At 61.9% G+C, this 13,023-nt stretch carries 14 protein-coding genes; 11 read left to right on the top strand and 3 right to left on the bottom strand.

Translation table 11 applies throughout. The features are described from left to right. Positions 1–250 precede the first annotated feature (250 nt). The 3 genes from EP379_RS12150 to EP379_RS12140 all read left to right on the top strand — a co-directional run bounded on the left by EP379_RS12150 (position 251) and on the right by EP379_RS12140 (position 2,054). Complete coding sequence (locus tag EP379_RS12150; protein WP_127478059.1) at positions 251–460, top strand: DUF2281 domain-containing protein; 210 nt, start codon at positions 251–253, stop codon at positions 458–460. Beyond that, the gene (locus EP379_RS12145; protein ID WP_172600475.1) at positions 447–788 is read left to right on the top strand and encodes a type II toxin-antitoxin system PemK/MazF family toxin; all 342 of its coding nucleotides are present in this window, start codon (positions 447–449) and stop codon (positions 786–788) included. The genes EP379_RS12150 and EP379_RS12145 overlap by 14 nt, the downstream gene beginning before the upstream one ends. Positions 789–1,613: 825 nt before the next feature. After that, on the top strand, positions 1,614–2,054 hold the full coding sequence (locus tag EP379_RS12140) for a hypothetical protein (RefSeq protein ID WP_127478057.1): 441 nt from the start codon (positions 1,614–1,616) through the stop codon (positions 2,052–2,054). A 54-nt stretch (positions 2,055–2,108) separates the two neighbouring features. On the opposite strand, the gene EP379_RS17030 is transcribed toward EP379_RS12140, so the two are convergent. Beyond that, entirely contained in the window at positions 2,109–2,264 is a 156-nt protein-coding gene (locus EP379_RS17030; RefSeq protein WP_197722783.1) for a DUF4879 domain-containing protein, read from the bottom strand. An 87-nt stretch (positions 2,265–2,351) separates the two neighbouring features. Between EP379_RS17030 and nfsB the strand changes: the two genes are divergently transcribed. Continuing rightward, a complete protein-coding gene (gene nfsB, locus EP379_RS12130) occupies positions 2,352–3,005 on the top strand; it encodes an oxygen-insensitive NAD(P)H nitroreductase (RefSeq protein WP_127478056.1) in 654 nt (217 codons plus the stop codon). Between the two features lie 463 nt (positions 3,006–3,468). On the opposite strand, the gene EP379_RS12125 is transcribed toward nfsB, so the two are convergent. Beyond that, entirely contained in the window at positions 3,469–4,437 is a 969-nt protein-coding gene (locus EP379_RS12125; RefSeq protein WP_172600474.1) for an omptin family outer membrane protease, read from the bottom strand. A 364-nt stretch (positions 4,438–4,801) separates the two neighbouring features. Between EP379_RS12125 and EP379_RS12120 the strand changes: the two genes are divergently transcribed. From EP379_RS12120 to EP379_RS12105, 4 genes are all read left to right on the top strand, one after another. Further along, positions 4,802–6,058, top strand: a complete 1,257-nt coding sequence (locus EP379_RS12120; protein ID WP_172600473.1) for a PDZ domain-containing protein — start codon at positions 4,802–4,804, stop codon at positions 6,056–6,058. 458 nt (positions 6,059–6,516) lie between these two features. Beyond that, the gene (locus tag EP379_RS12115) at positions 6,517–8,496 is read left to right on the top strand and encodes a cytochrome C (protein WP_232023905.1); all 1,980 of its coding nucleotides are present in this window, start codon (positions 6,517–6,519) and stop codon (positions 8,494–8,496) included. A gap of 17 nt (positions 8,497–8,513) precedes the next feature. Continuing rightward, positions 8,514–9,092 (top strand): c-type cytochrome, encoded by a 579-nt coding sequence (locus EP379_RS12110; RefSeq protein ID WP_127478053.1) that lies wholly within the window; start codon positions 8,514–8,516, stop codon positions 9,090–9,092. Between the two features lie 21 nt (positions 9,093–9,113). Further along, positions 9,114–10,409, top strand: a complete 1,296-nt coding sequence (locus EP379_RS12105) for an NAD(P)/FAD-dependent oxidoreductase (protein ID WP_127478052.1) — start codon at positions 9,114–9,116, stop codon at positions 10,407–10,409. A gap of 38 nt (positions 10,410–10,447) precedes the next feature. On the opposite strand, the gene EP379_RS12100 is transcribed toward EP379_RS12105, so the two are convergent. After that, the gene (locus EP379_RS12100; protein ID WP_127478051.1) at positions 10,448–10,795 is read right to left on the bottom strand and encodes a hypothetical protein; all 348 of its coding nucleotides are present in this window, start codon (positions 10,793–10,795) and stop codon (positions 10,448–10,450) included. 273 nt (positions 10,796–11,068) lie between these two features. Here EP379_RS12100 and EP379_RS12095 point away from each other — a divergent pair, with 273 nt between their 5' ends. The 3 genes from EP379_RS12095 to EP379_RS12085 are packed head-to-tail and all read left to right on the top strand — an operon-like array spanning position 11,069 to position 12,896. Then, positions 11,069–11,491, top strand: coding sequence for a DUF6524 family protein (locus EP379_RS12095; protein ID WP_127478050.1), 423 nt, complete (start codon positions 11,069–11,071; stop codon positions 11,489–11,491). Between the two features lie 24 nt (positions 11,492–11,515). Continuing rightward, on the top strand, positions 11,516–12,133 hold the full coding sequence (locus tag EP379_RS12090; protein WP_127478049.1) for an arylesterase: 618 nt from the start codon (positions 11,516–11,518) through the stop codon (positions 12,131–12,133). A gap of 19 nt (positions 12,134–12,152) precedes the next feature. Beyond that, the gene (locus EP379_RS12085; RefSeq protein WP_127478048.1) at positions 12,153–12,896 is read left to right on the top strand and encodes a spermidine synthase; all 744 of its coding nucleotides are present in this window, start codon (positions 12,153–12,155) and stop codon (positions 12,894–12,896) included. The last annotated feature ends 127 nt before the right edge of the window (positions 12,897–13,023 follow it).

Here is a 13,023-nt window from a genome sequence, read left to right as displayed (position 1 = left end):
GGGTTGGGGAGGGGCGTTCTCACTCCCCCAGGGAGACGACTACAGGGATCTAGTCGGTTGGCCGCGCCGGGAGCAAGTGGCCCAGGGCTAGGGTGAGGGGTGTTCAATAAGCAAAGCGGCGGCCAATGGCCGCCGTTTTCATTCCCAGACTTGACGATCACTGCCCAACTTCCCATAGTTGGCACAAGGAATTGGTCCACAGCAGAAAAGAGGGCGCATGCCACGGCCCTGGCTACGCGAGGACACCACGATGGCAACCGAACCCAATCACATCCGTGACCTGATCGACAAACTCGAAAGCCTGCCGCCGGAGCGCATTGCCGAGGTGGAGGACTTTATCGATTTTCTGCATCAGCGCGACCGTGACGATCAGCTTACCCGTGCCGCGATGAAGACTGCGGAACCGAGCCTGCGCAAGGTGTGGGATAACCCGGACGATGCCGTCTATGACTCGCTTTGAGTTTGGTGACATCATCCTGGTGCCATTCCCCTTTACGGACCAATCCGCCACCAAGAAGCGCCCCGCCGTCGTCATCAGCTCCGTTGCCTACAACGCTGAGCGGCCCGATCTCATCATTATGGCCGTGACCAGCCAGATAAAACCAACCTCTACAGTTGGCGAAATCGTAATCCGGGACTGGCAGTCAGCCGGCCTGCTCAAGCCGTCGGCCATAAAGCCGGTGATAACCACCATAGAGAAAGAACTGATCGTCAAGCATATGGGGACGTTGCGTGATGAAGATCGGCAAGGACTCGTGGGCTGCTTGAAGGTTGTGTTGGGTGGGTAGGGTTGTGTGTGGTGACGGGAGAGGAAATAAATCTGTCACATTTTTCATAATGGCGGGTGGCAAAAGGCAAGACCTGACCCCGTTGTTCTTCAACCTTAACGAAGACCCGCGATGACCTCCTAACCTCGATTTACACCACGTCCTGGGACACTACCCCTGAAATCCTCACCCGTTCGGTGCTCGCCCTGCGGGCTGCGCTCCGCGTGCGGCTTCCGGTTTCACCCTTGACCCCCTTTCCACTTGAAAACCGGGGCACCTGGGGCCGTTTGGCTGGAAGTGGTGTCAAGGGCGCGAAGCGGCCCCGGCTGGCTGGTGCGGCCCGCAGCGCAGCGAGGACACGGGCCAGACGGGGCGAACCCTTGATGCCACTGGAAGCCGTGCAGCCTATCGGCAAGGGGGAGGGACGAAGGGCGAAGCCCGCCACCCCTGCCCCCGCAGCCAGTCGGGCAAGAACCGACGCGGGATGCAAGCCGAAGGGGCTTGCCCCAAGCGAAGCGCGGAGTAGGGTAGTGGATAAGAATAATAGTAGTAGGACTATTACTATTCCTATCGTTCCCGATGGTGACACGGCGGCGACCTGGCCGAGCTGCCGGCGTCACCAATGCGTCGCGTAGGCAAAAGGTGCCGGCTTGCCGGCAACAGTTTGCCGCTCTTGGCCGCTTGATCCCCTGAGCACGAAGCCTATCCCCTTGCTATTCCTGCCTTCAAAGAGCACAGATTCATGGGAAATTAAGGCTATTTGTCCATGGCGGTGATCCTAAACACAACCCTGGCGCAAGTTTTGCAGGGGTATGGTGCCGTGATTACCGTGGGAAGGAGGGTTAGATGAGAGTCGATGCAGGAACAAGCTACCTATACACGAGCCAGCGCCCGCAGGCATCGGCGGCTGACCGCTCGGCCGGCGCGTCGTTTTCGGCTGCGCTGACAGCTACCCAAGCCGACAGCACCAAGCAGGCCGATTTCACCAGCATGACCCGCCTGGAAATGCGCGATTGGGTGAATACTCAAATCCGCAGCGGAGAAATGTCGCTCGATGACAGCCGACCTTTCATGGCGATGACCATGAAAATGCCGGTAGGCGGCCTGGGCGGCGAGCTGGGGGCCGAGAGCGACGGGACGCGGTACGACTTCACGCAGAAGGTTCGTGATGGCATCGAGGGCGCGCTATCGCGCAATGACGAGACAACCTTGAAGATGCTGCAATCGGCCATGTCGATCATGCAGCGCCAGCAGGGCCAAACCATCGGCGTCAATATCCGCGCTTAAAAATGCAAAAGGCCGGCTTCCCGGCCTCTACAACTTCAAGCAAAGTTCAGCAGATCAAAGGATGCTGATCTGCACCGACATGGTGTTCCACGGCGAGTTTGTGGAAGTATTCTGGTACTTGAAAATGCCGTTTTGATAGCCGTCGAGGTTGTATTCGTTCAAGAATCCAACGACGGTCTGCCCGGCAGTGCAAGGCCATGTGAACTCCACCGGGGTCAGGTCTTGCCTTTTGCCTTTAGACTGTAAGTTGAACGAAAATACAAGTCTGGTTTAACTGGCAAGAATGGAATTCACACCATGAACATCACCCAGATCGCCACCACCCGCTACACCACCAAGGCCTACGACCCGCACAAGCGCATCGGCGCCGCGCAGATGGAGCAGATACAGACGCTGCTGCGCTATGCGCCGTCGTCCATCAATTCGCAGCCGTGGCATTTCATCATCGCCGGCTCCGAGGCAGGCAAGGCGCGCATCGCCCAGGCCACCACCGGGCCCTACAGCGCCAACGAGGCCAAGGTGCGCAACTGTTCCCATGTGGTGGTGCTGTGTGCCCGCACCGAGCTGACCGATGCCCACCTGGCCCATGTGCTGGATCAGGAGGAGAAGGACGGCCGCTTCAAGAGCGCGGAGGCGAAGGCGGGGACGCTCAAGGGCCGCCTGTTCTACGCCAATCTGCACCGCGAGGATCTGCAGGACACGCAACACTGGATGGAGAAGCAGGTCTATCTCGCCCTCGGCACCTTGCTGCTCGGCGCCGGTGCGCTGGAGATCGACGCCACGCCCATCGAGGGATTCGACCGTAACATTCTCGACCGCGAACTCGGCCTGCGCGCGCAGGGCCTGACCTCGGTGGTGCTGGTCGCCCTCGGCTACCGCAGCGCCGACGACCCCAATGCCGCCCTGCCCAAGTCGCGCCTGCCGGCGGATGAGGTGTTTACCTTTCTTTAGGGAAGGTCTGCGTAAGTCCATCCTGGACTTCTCAGGTCGATCCCGCCCCTCCCTGGGCTCCGCGACATAAGTCCATCCGTGACAAAACCACGCCAAGCGAAAAGAGTGATTTTCGCTTGGTTTCATTTTTCAACGACTTATCGTCGTTGAAAAATGGCGGCACATCCCTGTGCCGCGGAAGCTCTGAACTTATCCAGAGCTTCCTTAGGGACTGAATGAGTCCAGCCGGCTCGGCTCATACCATGGTACGTTCTTATACTGTGCAAGCCCTGAACTTATTCGAGCTTCCCCAGAGGGAACGTGTGGGTGTTGCTTGATTATTGGCGGCCTGTCACAGGATGGTGAGGTGAGTGCTGGATACGTGTACATCGGTCACATCACCGGATCGACAAACGGGTTGTCACGGTAGGGATCAGCAAAGGCACCCTTGCGGGTGCCTTACTGCTCGGGCTGCGCGGCGATATTACATCCGGTAGTTGAGCCCCAGCGACAGCAGGGTGGAGCTGTGGTCGAGGCCGGCGGCATCGCCGGGATAGTAACTGGTGGCGCCGGTGGTCAGGTCGGTGATGGTGGTCGGTCCCTTGACCTCGCTGTAGACCGAATGGGAGACGCCGAAGGTGAGGTCGAGGTTCGTATCCAGCGCGACGTCGATGTTCAGCTGCAGGTCGAGCCACTGGCCATCCTTGCCGCTTTCCTCGAAGCGCAGATCGCGCAGGTGGTGAATGTCGATGTCCTCGCCTTCGGCCCAGACACTGTAGCGGGCGTTGAATTCCGCGGTGACGCGACGGCCGCTGACCAGGCTGGTGGAACGGATGCCGAGGCCGAGGTAGGGCACTTCCCAGGTCTGCTCGTAGGAAATCACCGGAACATCGGCAAATACCAGGTAGGTGTCGCGGTAGGTTACGTTTGAATAAATGGCCGTACCGCCCCTGGCCTGCCAGTCGAAGTGATCGCGGCGGTAACCGAGCAGGGCGTAGACATCGTACCGCTCGTGCGCGTTGCGATGCAGCAGAAACTCGCCGTTGATGTCGATGCGGTTGACGTTGCGCACGGTGGTGTCTGGATGTTGTGAGCGATGGCTCCAGTCGAGGCCGACGTAAAGCCAGTCGTAGTCGGTCATGTAGCCGTCGCCGTCGCCGGCGTTGGCCCAGTAGTCCACGCCGAGGGCGAAGCCCTCGCTGAAGCGGTGGCGCAGGTTGATGCCGGCCATCCACACATTGTCCAGTTCCCACTGCAACTCGCTGATCTTGTAGCCGCGGATGCCGCTGGCGCTGCCGTCGGCGTCGTAGACATATTCGCCCGACTCGCCGCCCATCACGCCGGCCTTGAGGCTGATCTGGGTCATGCCGTCGTCGCTGACAGAGACGGTCTGTGCCGTGGCGACCAGCGGCAGGCCAGATAGCATGGGAATAAGGAAGAGGCTCTGGAGCATATTCCTGTTCATTTTATTTTTCTCCCTGGGCAGGCTGCCGCCGGGCAGCGTGGTTAGACAAGGTCCATCTGACGGTGTGAAGCGTCCGTTATTGTACACGTCGTCACGATGATTGCGGCATAAGGATGTGCGCCCATTTTCCAAGGCGAATCAGTCGTTGTAAAAGGGGGCGATGCGAAAAGCACATTTTTCGATACACACGGTCTGAGAAGTCCAGGATGGACTTATTCAGACCTTCCGTATAGGTAATTTGCCTCGCTCGATGCCTTGTCGATGGGGTGGGCTCGGATTGCGTATGCCGTGCGGTGCGTTTTTCTGGCAATATGGCAGCATGTGGAAATGCTTATTCCAGGAGAATCCGACGATGCGCTGTACAACAATCCTCGCTGTCGTGCTTGCCGTGCTGCTGACCGGATGCGCCGCCGACGCGCCTGTGCGTTTCGATGTGGGCGCTGCACAGCAGAAGCCCGCTACCGCAGCCGCTCAGCCTGGCTTGATGTCTCCCGCTGCGGTTGCAGCCCCGGCACCGCGTCCGAAGGCGACCGGTACACCGGAAGATGCGCGCCGGCACATGGTGCGCGGCATGGCGGCCGTGGAAATGGCCAAGTCCCCGGCAGAGTTGGTGGTGGCGGAGGATGAGTTCCGCATGGCGACGGAGATTGCGCCGCAGATGTCCGCCGCCTGGTTCAATCTGGCCCTGGTACAGATGCGGCTGAATCGTTATGGCGATGCCATCGCCAGCTACCGCCAGTATCTTGCCCTGGAACCCAATGCGCCTGATGCCGCCAAGGTGCAGGACGAATTGATCAAGCTGGAGTTCCGGCAGGAACAACAGGCCAAGACCATGGGACGTGTCGGTTTGTGGATCAGTCACGATGGCGCGCCCTACCACCTGAGCCTGGAAAACGGCCGCATCACGCTGCGTACCGATCGGCGCCGTGTGGTTGAGAAGGAGGTCAGCGCCACCTATCCCTTTGTCGGCAACATCTTTCTGCGTACCTACGCCACCGAAAGCTATGTACTGAATGTCCAGGGCAATGCCCTGACAGGTTCCTGGGAGCGCAAGCCGTTGAAGGCAGAAATTTGTCCGATACCGGCCGACGGCGGCCAGGTGACTGGCGAGATCAATGACGCCGATGGCCAGCTGGTGTTGCATCACACCCGCACACCCTATCGCGCCGCGATCCGCATGCAACTGCTGTCCAATGACGTCTGCGGCGAGGTGGTGCCGGGCGAGCCGTTCCCGGTGGATATCCAGTTGTATGGCCCACTGCCCAAGGGCGGTGTCGGAGTGGTGTTGTACGGGCTGGAGGAGTGGTGGGCGGGTGGATTTTCCGCCATCCAGGCCGGCTGGCAGGGGCATGTGGCGGCACGTGTGTCGGTGGACTCGCCGGCCTACGCGGCGGGCATGCGTGACGGTGATGAAATCCTTGCCATCGACGATGTGGCGGTACAGTCGCTTTCTGCCGCCGGCGTGGTGATGCGTCTGCGCGGCGAGCCGGGGACAGCGGTCAGGTTGACCTTGCAGCGCGAGGATGTGAAGGAGCCGATCACCATCACCACGCACCGCATCGAGGTGCTGCCGCTGGTGTACGGCGAGAACAAGCCCTGGATCAATTGACCGTTGTCAGCCCCTGCTCACGGGTCAGCGGCGGGGGCTGACGCCTGTCTTTCCTTCTTCATCTATGGCATGCGTTTTTGGCAAATAGCATGAATGCATGTTCCCTTCTCTATCGCTTGACCTCAGGCCTGACCGTTGGCATTGCCTCTTCAGTCAGTATTCTTCCGCCAAATTTGTCAGGTGTCACATGCATGTCATATGTCATGTGTCATGACACAGTCTGAAAAAATTCCTTCCGCGGTCATTTTGCCGGGTTTTGTCATGACATGACTTGGCACTGCCTTTGCTTTTGTGATGCCTTGAAGTAAGGGACGCCGCCGTTCGTTCTCCTGCGCGCGGACAGTCGCCCCATACCGGGACAGCGGTTTCCGTTTGCGCAGGCAGGCCGGAACCGCAGTTGTCGGAAATAACAAAATCGACAGTCCACTGGGCTGCGTGACCACCAAAGGAAACAGGTTATGAATACGATGCCAAGTCGCATCGCAGCCATGTTTTATGCCTGCCTCTGCGCAGCCTCCTGTCTCTTCCCCCTGCCGCCGGCCTGCGCCGCCGAGGCGGACGGGGAGTTGATGATCCACAACTTCGATCCGGCCACGGGCAAGCGCATCATTCCCAACGAGCGCTGCCTGACCTGCCACGGCGACGAGAAGGAAACGACCGATGTGCGTGACGACGGCACCACGGTCAACATCTTCGTGCACCGCGAACAGATCGAGGCGAGTGTCCATGGTGAACTACGCTGCAACAGCTGTCACACTACCATCAGCCGCGTGCCGCACCGCGAGGCGCCGGAGGTGATCGTCGGCTGTGTCGAGTGTCATCGCAGCACCTGGGAAAAACACAAGAATGACCCGAGCGGCGCGCATGAGCGCCTGAAGGTGGTCATCGAACAGATCGACAGTTTCATGGGCTCGGTCCACGCCCAGCCGAGCAAGCTGGACGAGTCCCGCACCAACGCCACCTGCTACGACTGTCACGATGCCCACAACGTGGGCAAGCTCGGCACCCAGCAGCGGGAAGAGAACCGCCTGAAAAATCCCGAGCTGTGCGGCCGTTGCCACGAGAAGCAGTTGAACGAGTACCGCACCTCCGATCACGGCAAGGCGGTGCTGGAGAAGAAGGACAGCAAGGCGGCGGTGTGTTCCGACTGCCACACCACCCATGCCATCACCTCACCCGAGGGTGATGCCGCCAAAAAGGCCATCACCAGGAACTGCGGCGACTGCCACGAGGATGCCCAGCGCACCTACTTCGCCTCGTATCACGGCCAGGTGCACCGCCTCGGTTACACCAATACCGCCAAGTGCCACGACTGCCACGGCGGCCACGAGATCAAGGGCAAGGACGACCCCACCTCGGAGATCCACGCCAACAACCGGCTGGAGAACTGCCGCAACTGCCACACCGACGCCAACGAGAACTTCCTCAGCTTCTGGCCGCACGGCGATGCGGATGACGCGGAGAATTATCCGGCGCTGTGGGCCGCCAAGGTATTCATGCAGGCGCTGATCTACGGTGTCATCGCCTTTTTCTGGGTCCATGTCCTGTTGTGGCTGTACCGCGAGGTGATGGACCGCATCCAGGGCAAGGGCTTCATCGAGGATCGCGACCGTCCCGACATCGTCTACTTCCGACGTTTTCCGGTGGTATGGCGCTGGATTCACGGTCTGTTCGCCCTCGCCACCATGACCCTGATCCTGACCGGCACCACCCTGCTGTTCTCGCACACCGCCTGGGCCAAGGCGGTGGTGGATTTCCTCGGCGGGCCGCAGGTGGAAGGCCTCGTGCATCGCACCGCCGCCGTGCTGTGGCTGAGCATCTTCGTGGCGCACCTGGTCATCGCGCTCACCAACATCTGGCGCAAGCGCAAGACCTTCGAGTGGTTCGGCGGCACATCCATGCTGCCCAACTGGAAGGATTGGGATGACCTGCGCGGCATGTTCAAGTGGTTCCTCGGCCGCGGCCCGCGCCCCGAGTTCTGTCACTGGACCTACTGGCAGAAATTCGACTACTGGGCGCCGTTCTGGGGCACGGCAGTGATCGGTTCTTCCGGCATCATCCTGTTTGCGCCGGAGGCGACCGCCGCCATCCTGCCGGGCTGGGTGTTCAATATCGCCACCCTGGTCCATGCGGAGGAAGCGTTGCTGGCTGCGATATTCCTCAACTCGGTGCACTTCTTCAACGTGCACTTCCGGCCCGAGCGCTTCCCGATGAGCACCACCATCTTTACCGGTGTGATCCCCATCGAGGAGTTCAAGCATGACCATCGTCTCGAATACGAGCGTCTGGTCGCCGCCGGCGAGCTGGAAAAGCATCTGGTCAAGCGGCCGTCGCGCCGTGTCGATCTGGCCTCGTCGTTCATCACCAGTGTGCTGATCATGGCCGGCCTGGCATTGCTGACGCTGGTGCTGATCGGCCTGACGACCATGCCGGACTAGCCTGGAGAGACGACATCATGACCAAGACTGTACGCAACCTGCTGCTGGCCGTGCTGGCGCTGCTCCCGGCCACGGTCGCCGCCGCGCCCAGCGGTGAGGCGCTGGCCTTCACCTGTGCCGGCTGCCACGGCACCGACGGTTCCAGCGTGGGACCGTCGATGCCGTCCATCGCCGGCATGGACCCGGAGGTGTTCGTCGATGCGATGAAGGCCTATCAGGCCGACAAGCGCAATGCCACCATCATGAACCGCATCGCCAAAGGCTATACCGCACAGCAGCTGGAGGACATGGCCTGGTTCTTCGCCCGGCAGCGCCTGCATCTGGTGCCGCAAAAATACGATGCAGCGCTCGCGGCGCGTGGCAAGATCCTGCACGACAAGCACTGCGAGAAGTGTCACGAAAACGGCGGCCGCCCCGGCGATGCCGGCACGCTGGCCGGACAGTGGATGCCTTATCTGCAGCACACCATGGATGACTTCATGTCCGGTAAGCGCGACTGGCCGCGCAAGATGAAGCGCAAGGTCGATGCGGCGATTGCCGAAGACGGCAAGCAGGCGATCCCGGCCCTCATCCACTACTACGCCAGCCAGCACTGATCGCCGCGAGGACCACGAATCATGACGAAGATTACGCGTAGAGATTTCATTCGCAGCGCCGGCGGCGTGGCCGCGCTGGGCGCCGGCCTCGGCTTTCCGCACCTCGCCCTCGGCGCTGCCCGCCGTGTGGTGGTCGTGGGCGGCGGCGTGGGTGGTTGCACGGTTGCCAAGTATTTGCGCAAGCTGGACCCGACGCTGGCGGTGACGCTGATCGAGAGCAAGACCGCCTACACCACCTGCTTCATGAGCAACGAGGTGTTGAGCGGCGAGCGTACCCTGGAGTCCATCACCTTCGGTTACGACGGCCTGCGCCGTCATGGTGTAGACGTGGTCACCGATACGGTGGTGGGCATCGATCCGGTGAAGAAGACGGTGGCGACGGCGGGCGGCAGGGAATTCGGCTACGACGCCTGCGTGGTATCGCCCGGCATCGGTTTCAAGTGGGACGCCATCGACGGCTATGACGAATCGGTGAGCGAGACCATCACCCATGCCTGGAACGCCGGGCCGCAGACCCGCATCCTGCGCCGCCAGTTGCAGGCCATGCGCCAGGGGGGCCGCGTGATCATCGTCGCGCCGCCCAATCCGTTCAAATGTCCGCCGGGGCCCTATGAGCGTGCCTCGCAGATCGCCATGTACTGCAAGTACCACAACCCGCGCGCCAAGATCATCATCCTCGACGCCAAGGATGCCTTCTCCAAACAGGGGCTGTATGTGGAAGGCTGGACCAAGCTGTACGGTTACGGCTCCGGCAACAGCATGATCGAATGGGTGGGCGCGGCTGCCGGCGGCACGGTGGAGTCCGTCGATCCGTCGACGCTGACGCTGCAGGCGGAGATCGAGGCGTTCCAGGGCGACGTGGTGAACATCATCCCGCCGCAGAAGGCCGGGGCCATCGCCTTCGCCGCCGATCTGGTCGATGGCGACTGGTGTCCGGTGGACAAGCGTACCTTCGAATCCAAGCGGTACAAGGATATCTATGTGCTGGGCGATGCCGCCAGCGCGGCGAAGATGCCCAAGTCGGCCTATGCCGCCAACTCCCAGGCCAAGGTGGCCGCCGCCGCCATCGTGGCCCGTTTCCTTGGCCGCGAGCCGGGCGACCCGACCTTCGTCAACACCTGCTACAGCGTGGTGGGCGAGGACTTCGGCATTTCCGTGGCGGCGGTCTACACCCTGGATGCCGCCCATAACTCCATCGAGGAAATACCCAACTCCGGCGGTGTGTCACCGGCCAATGCCAGCCCGGAGATCCGCAAGCGTGAAGTGAGCTACGCCCACAGCTGGTTCAAGAATGTCATCAACGACATGATGGAGTAATGCGGTGAGCACACCGTGCCGTCGGCGCGGTGCGCAGCTCACTGCACCTGCCGTTCCCATTGGGCGAGGACCTTGTCGCCCTGCCGCAGGCTGGCGCGACCGTCGGCGCCGATGACCAGGCGATAGTGCTCCTCCAGCTCCGGATTGAATGCCGGTGTGCAGCTCAGCGCGATGGACTGCGCGCTTTCCCCGCTCCAGAAGCAGTGCCGCCCCGCCTTGTCTTCGCCGGCGGCGTAGAGCAGCGCACGACCTTCGTAAGTCACTTCCAGGCGCTGGAACCGGCCGGACTCCGGCGCGGCACCGCTCCACGTGCCGGTAGCCGGATGCGGTGAACAGCCGGCAAGGAGGAGGAGCGGGAGCAGAATGCGTGCGGGCAGTCGGGGCATGGCGATATCCGGGGTTGTTGGCGCTATGCCGGCAGGGTAACGCAATTCAGAGCGGCTCACTACCGGTTGCCGGTCTTGGCGGAATGGGCGGTACTCATCGGTGCACAGGAGATGGCGTCCCTGCGTCGATGGTTGAATGCCGCTATGACTGCCTGCAGGAATCATGTTGCGACGACGCACAATATTTTCCGGTCAGGTGCTGCCACGGCAGCGGTGTTCGGCGATACACTTGCGCAAATTCGGTGTTCACACCGACGACCGGGAGATTGCACGATGGCCGTAGTCAAAGAATTCAACTGGGTTGGTTTCCTGTTGCGCCTGCTCGGCGCGCTGGTCATTGTCTTCGCCACTTACAATCCCTCCGGTTATTCCTATCTGCACTGGGTGTTTACCGAGTTGTCGGCGTTCAACGTGTACAAGGCGCTGGCCGGCATCACCCTGGTCATCGGCTGGGTGGTCTATCTCGGCGCCACCGGCCGCTCGCTCGGCGCCTGGGGCGTGCTGCTGGCCACCGCCTTCTTCGGCACGCTCATCTGGCTGGTGGTGGATCTCGGCATCGTGCCCGCCGACAGCGCCCAGGCCATCACCTGGCTGATCCTGATCGTCGTCGCCATCGTGCTGGCCACCGGCATGTCCTGGTCGCATATTCGCCGCCGCCTGTCCGGTCAGGCGGACGTGGACGATGTGGAGGACTGAGCCTGCGAGGTTGCAGGGCAGGCCATGAGAGTCGACGGAATATTGCGTCTCGTTGCGCTGGTCTTGTTGCTGGCCATCGTCGGTTGCAGCCGCGAGCTGCCGTTGCCGCCGCTGGCGGAGGATGCGGTGATCCTCGCCTTGGGCGACAGCCTGACCTACGGCACCGGCGCCGCTCCGCAGCAGAGTTATCCAGCGCAGTTGGAGCGGTTGAGCGGACGGCGCGTGATCAATGCCGGTGTTCCCGGGGAGATGACGGCGGCGGGGCTGGAACGCCTGCCGGAGGTGCTCGATCGATATCGGCCGCAGTTGCTGATCCTGTGTCTGGGCGGCAATGACCTGCTGCGCAAGCAGGCCCCGGCCGGGATTGCGCACAATCTGGAACGCATGGTGCTGCTCAGCCGTGAGCGGGGTGTCCCGGTGCTGCTGCTGGGGGTGCCGCGGCCGGCGCTGTTCGGTCTGGAGAGCGAGCCTTTGTACCACGCCCTGGCCGAGCGGTTGCAGGTGGCGCTGGAGGCCGACGTCATTCCCGAGGTCCTCGCCGACAACGGCCTGAAGGCCGATCCCATCCATCCCAACGCCGACGGATATCGCGCCATCGCGGTCGCCATTCATGCCAGGCTGAAAAGGAGCGGCGCGCTGTAGCGCCGCGCTCGCTGCTCCGATGGCCCTGCTCTGGTTCCGCCAGGACGGCGCGACCCGCTATGAGGTGCGCAGCGCCGGCAATGCGCGGCGGCTCTATACCAACGGTGTATTCCACAGCCAGTACAACCCGCGTCAGCCGGTGAGTGGCAGTGTGTGGGATCTGTTGATGCTGCCGGCCTTTTTTGCGCCGCGGGAGGTGCGACGGGTGCTGGTGCTGGGGGTGGGCGGCGGTGCGGTGATCCGTCAGCTCAACCACTTCCTCGCTCCGCAGCGCATCGTCGGCGTCGAACTCAATCCGGTGCACTTGGAGGTGGCGCGGCGCTTTTTTGGCGTGCGCGCCGCCAATGTCTCGCTGCACGAGGCGGATGCCCTGCGCTGGGTGCGGCAGTACCGCGGCCCGCCCTTCGATCTGATCATCGACGACCTGTTTGGCGATGCGGATGGCGAGCCGCGGCGGGTGGTGGCGGCGGATGGCCGCTGGTTGCGCCGGTTGGGGCGGTTGCTGGCGCCAGACGGGACGCTGGTGTTCAACTTTGCGGCACTGGCGGAATTGCAGGCCTGTGCCTGGTTCCATGAGGAAACGCTACGCCGCCGTTATCCTTCCGCCTTTCGCCTGACGGCGCCGCAGTACGAGAACGCCATCGCGGCCTTACTCAGCCGCCCGACCCCGACGGCCCGACTGCGCCGGCAGCTGGCGGCCTGGCCGGACCTCGACCCCGCCCGGCGCAGCTGCCGCCTCAATTACCGCATCCGCCGGCTTTGAGGGCGCCATCCGGCGTGTTTTTCGATTTGTGAACCAAGTATTGTAATTTTTAATAATGAGTATTGGATTTTCTGTCAGTCAGGTACAATGCCGCCCATTTCGCAAGACAAGTCACCTCTGATTTTTC

Source organism: Sulfurivermis fontis (genome assembly GCF_004001245.1).
Classification (GTDB): domain Bacteria; phylum Pseudomonadota; class Gammaproteobacteria; order Thiohalomonadales; family Thiohalomonadaceae; genus Sulfurivermis; species Sulfurivermis fontis.
This window is presented reverse-complemented; position numbering and strand designations above follow the sequence as displayed.

Excerpts from the sequence above, each read along its gene's own strand:
- EP379_RS12150 (WP_127478059.1), top strand. The coding sequence starts at position 251 with ATGGCAACCGAACCCAATCACATCCGTGACCTGATCGACAAACTCGAA.
- EP379_RS12145 (WP_172600475.1), top strand. The coding sequence starts at position 447 with ATGACTCGCTTTGAGTTTGGTGACATCATCCTGGTGCCATTCCCCTTT.
- EP379_RS12140 (WP_127478057.1), top strand. The coding sequence starts at position 1,614 with ATGAGAGTCGATGCAGGAACAAGCTACCTATACACGAGCCAGCGCCCG.
- nfsB (WP_127478056.1), top strand. The coding sequence starts at position 2,352 with ATGAACATCACCCAGATCGCCACCACCCGCTACACCACCAAGGCCTAC.
- EP379_RS12125 (WP_172600474.1), bottom strand. The coding sequence starts at position 4,437 with ATGCTCCAGAGCCTCTTCCTTATTCCCATGCTATCTGGCCTGCCGCTG.
- EP379_RS12120 (WP_172600473.1), top strand. The coding sequence starts at position 4,802 with ATGCGCTGTACAACAATCCTCGCTGTCGTGCTTGCCGTGCTGCTGACC.
- EP379_RS12115 (WP_232023905.1), top strand. The coding sequence starts at position 6,517 with ATGAATACGATGCCAAGTCGCATCGCAGCCATGTTTTATGCCTGCCTC.
- EP379_RS12110 (WP_127478053.1), top strand. The coding sequence starts at position 8,514 with ATGACCAAGACTGTACGCAACCTGCTGCTGGCCGTGCTGGCGCTGCTC.
- EP379_RS12105 (WP_127478052.1), top strand. The coding sequence starts at position 9,114 with ATGACGAAGATTACGCGTAGAGATTTCATTCGCAGCGCCGGCGGCGTG.
- EP379_RS12100 (WP_127478051.1), bottom strand. The coding sequence starts at position 10,795 with ATGCCCCGACTGCCCGCACGCATTCTGCTCCCGCTCCTCCTCCTTGCC.
- EP379_RS12095 (WP_127478050.1), top strand. The coding sequence starts at position 11,069 with ATGGCCGTAGTCAAAGAATTCAACTGGGTTGGTTTCCTGTTGCGCCTG.
- EP379_RS12090 (WP_127478049.1), top strand. The coding sequence starts at position 11,516 with ATGAGAGTCGACGGAATATTGCGTCTCGTTGCGCTGGTCTTGTTGCTG.
- EP379_RS12085 (WP_127478048.1), top strand. The coding sequence starts at position 12,153 with ATGGCCCTGCTCTGGTTCCGCCAGGACGGCGCGACCCGCTATGAGGTG.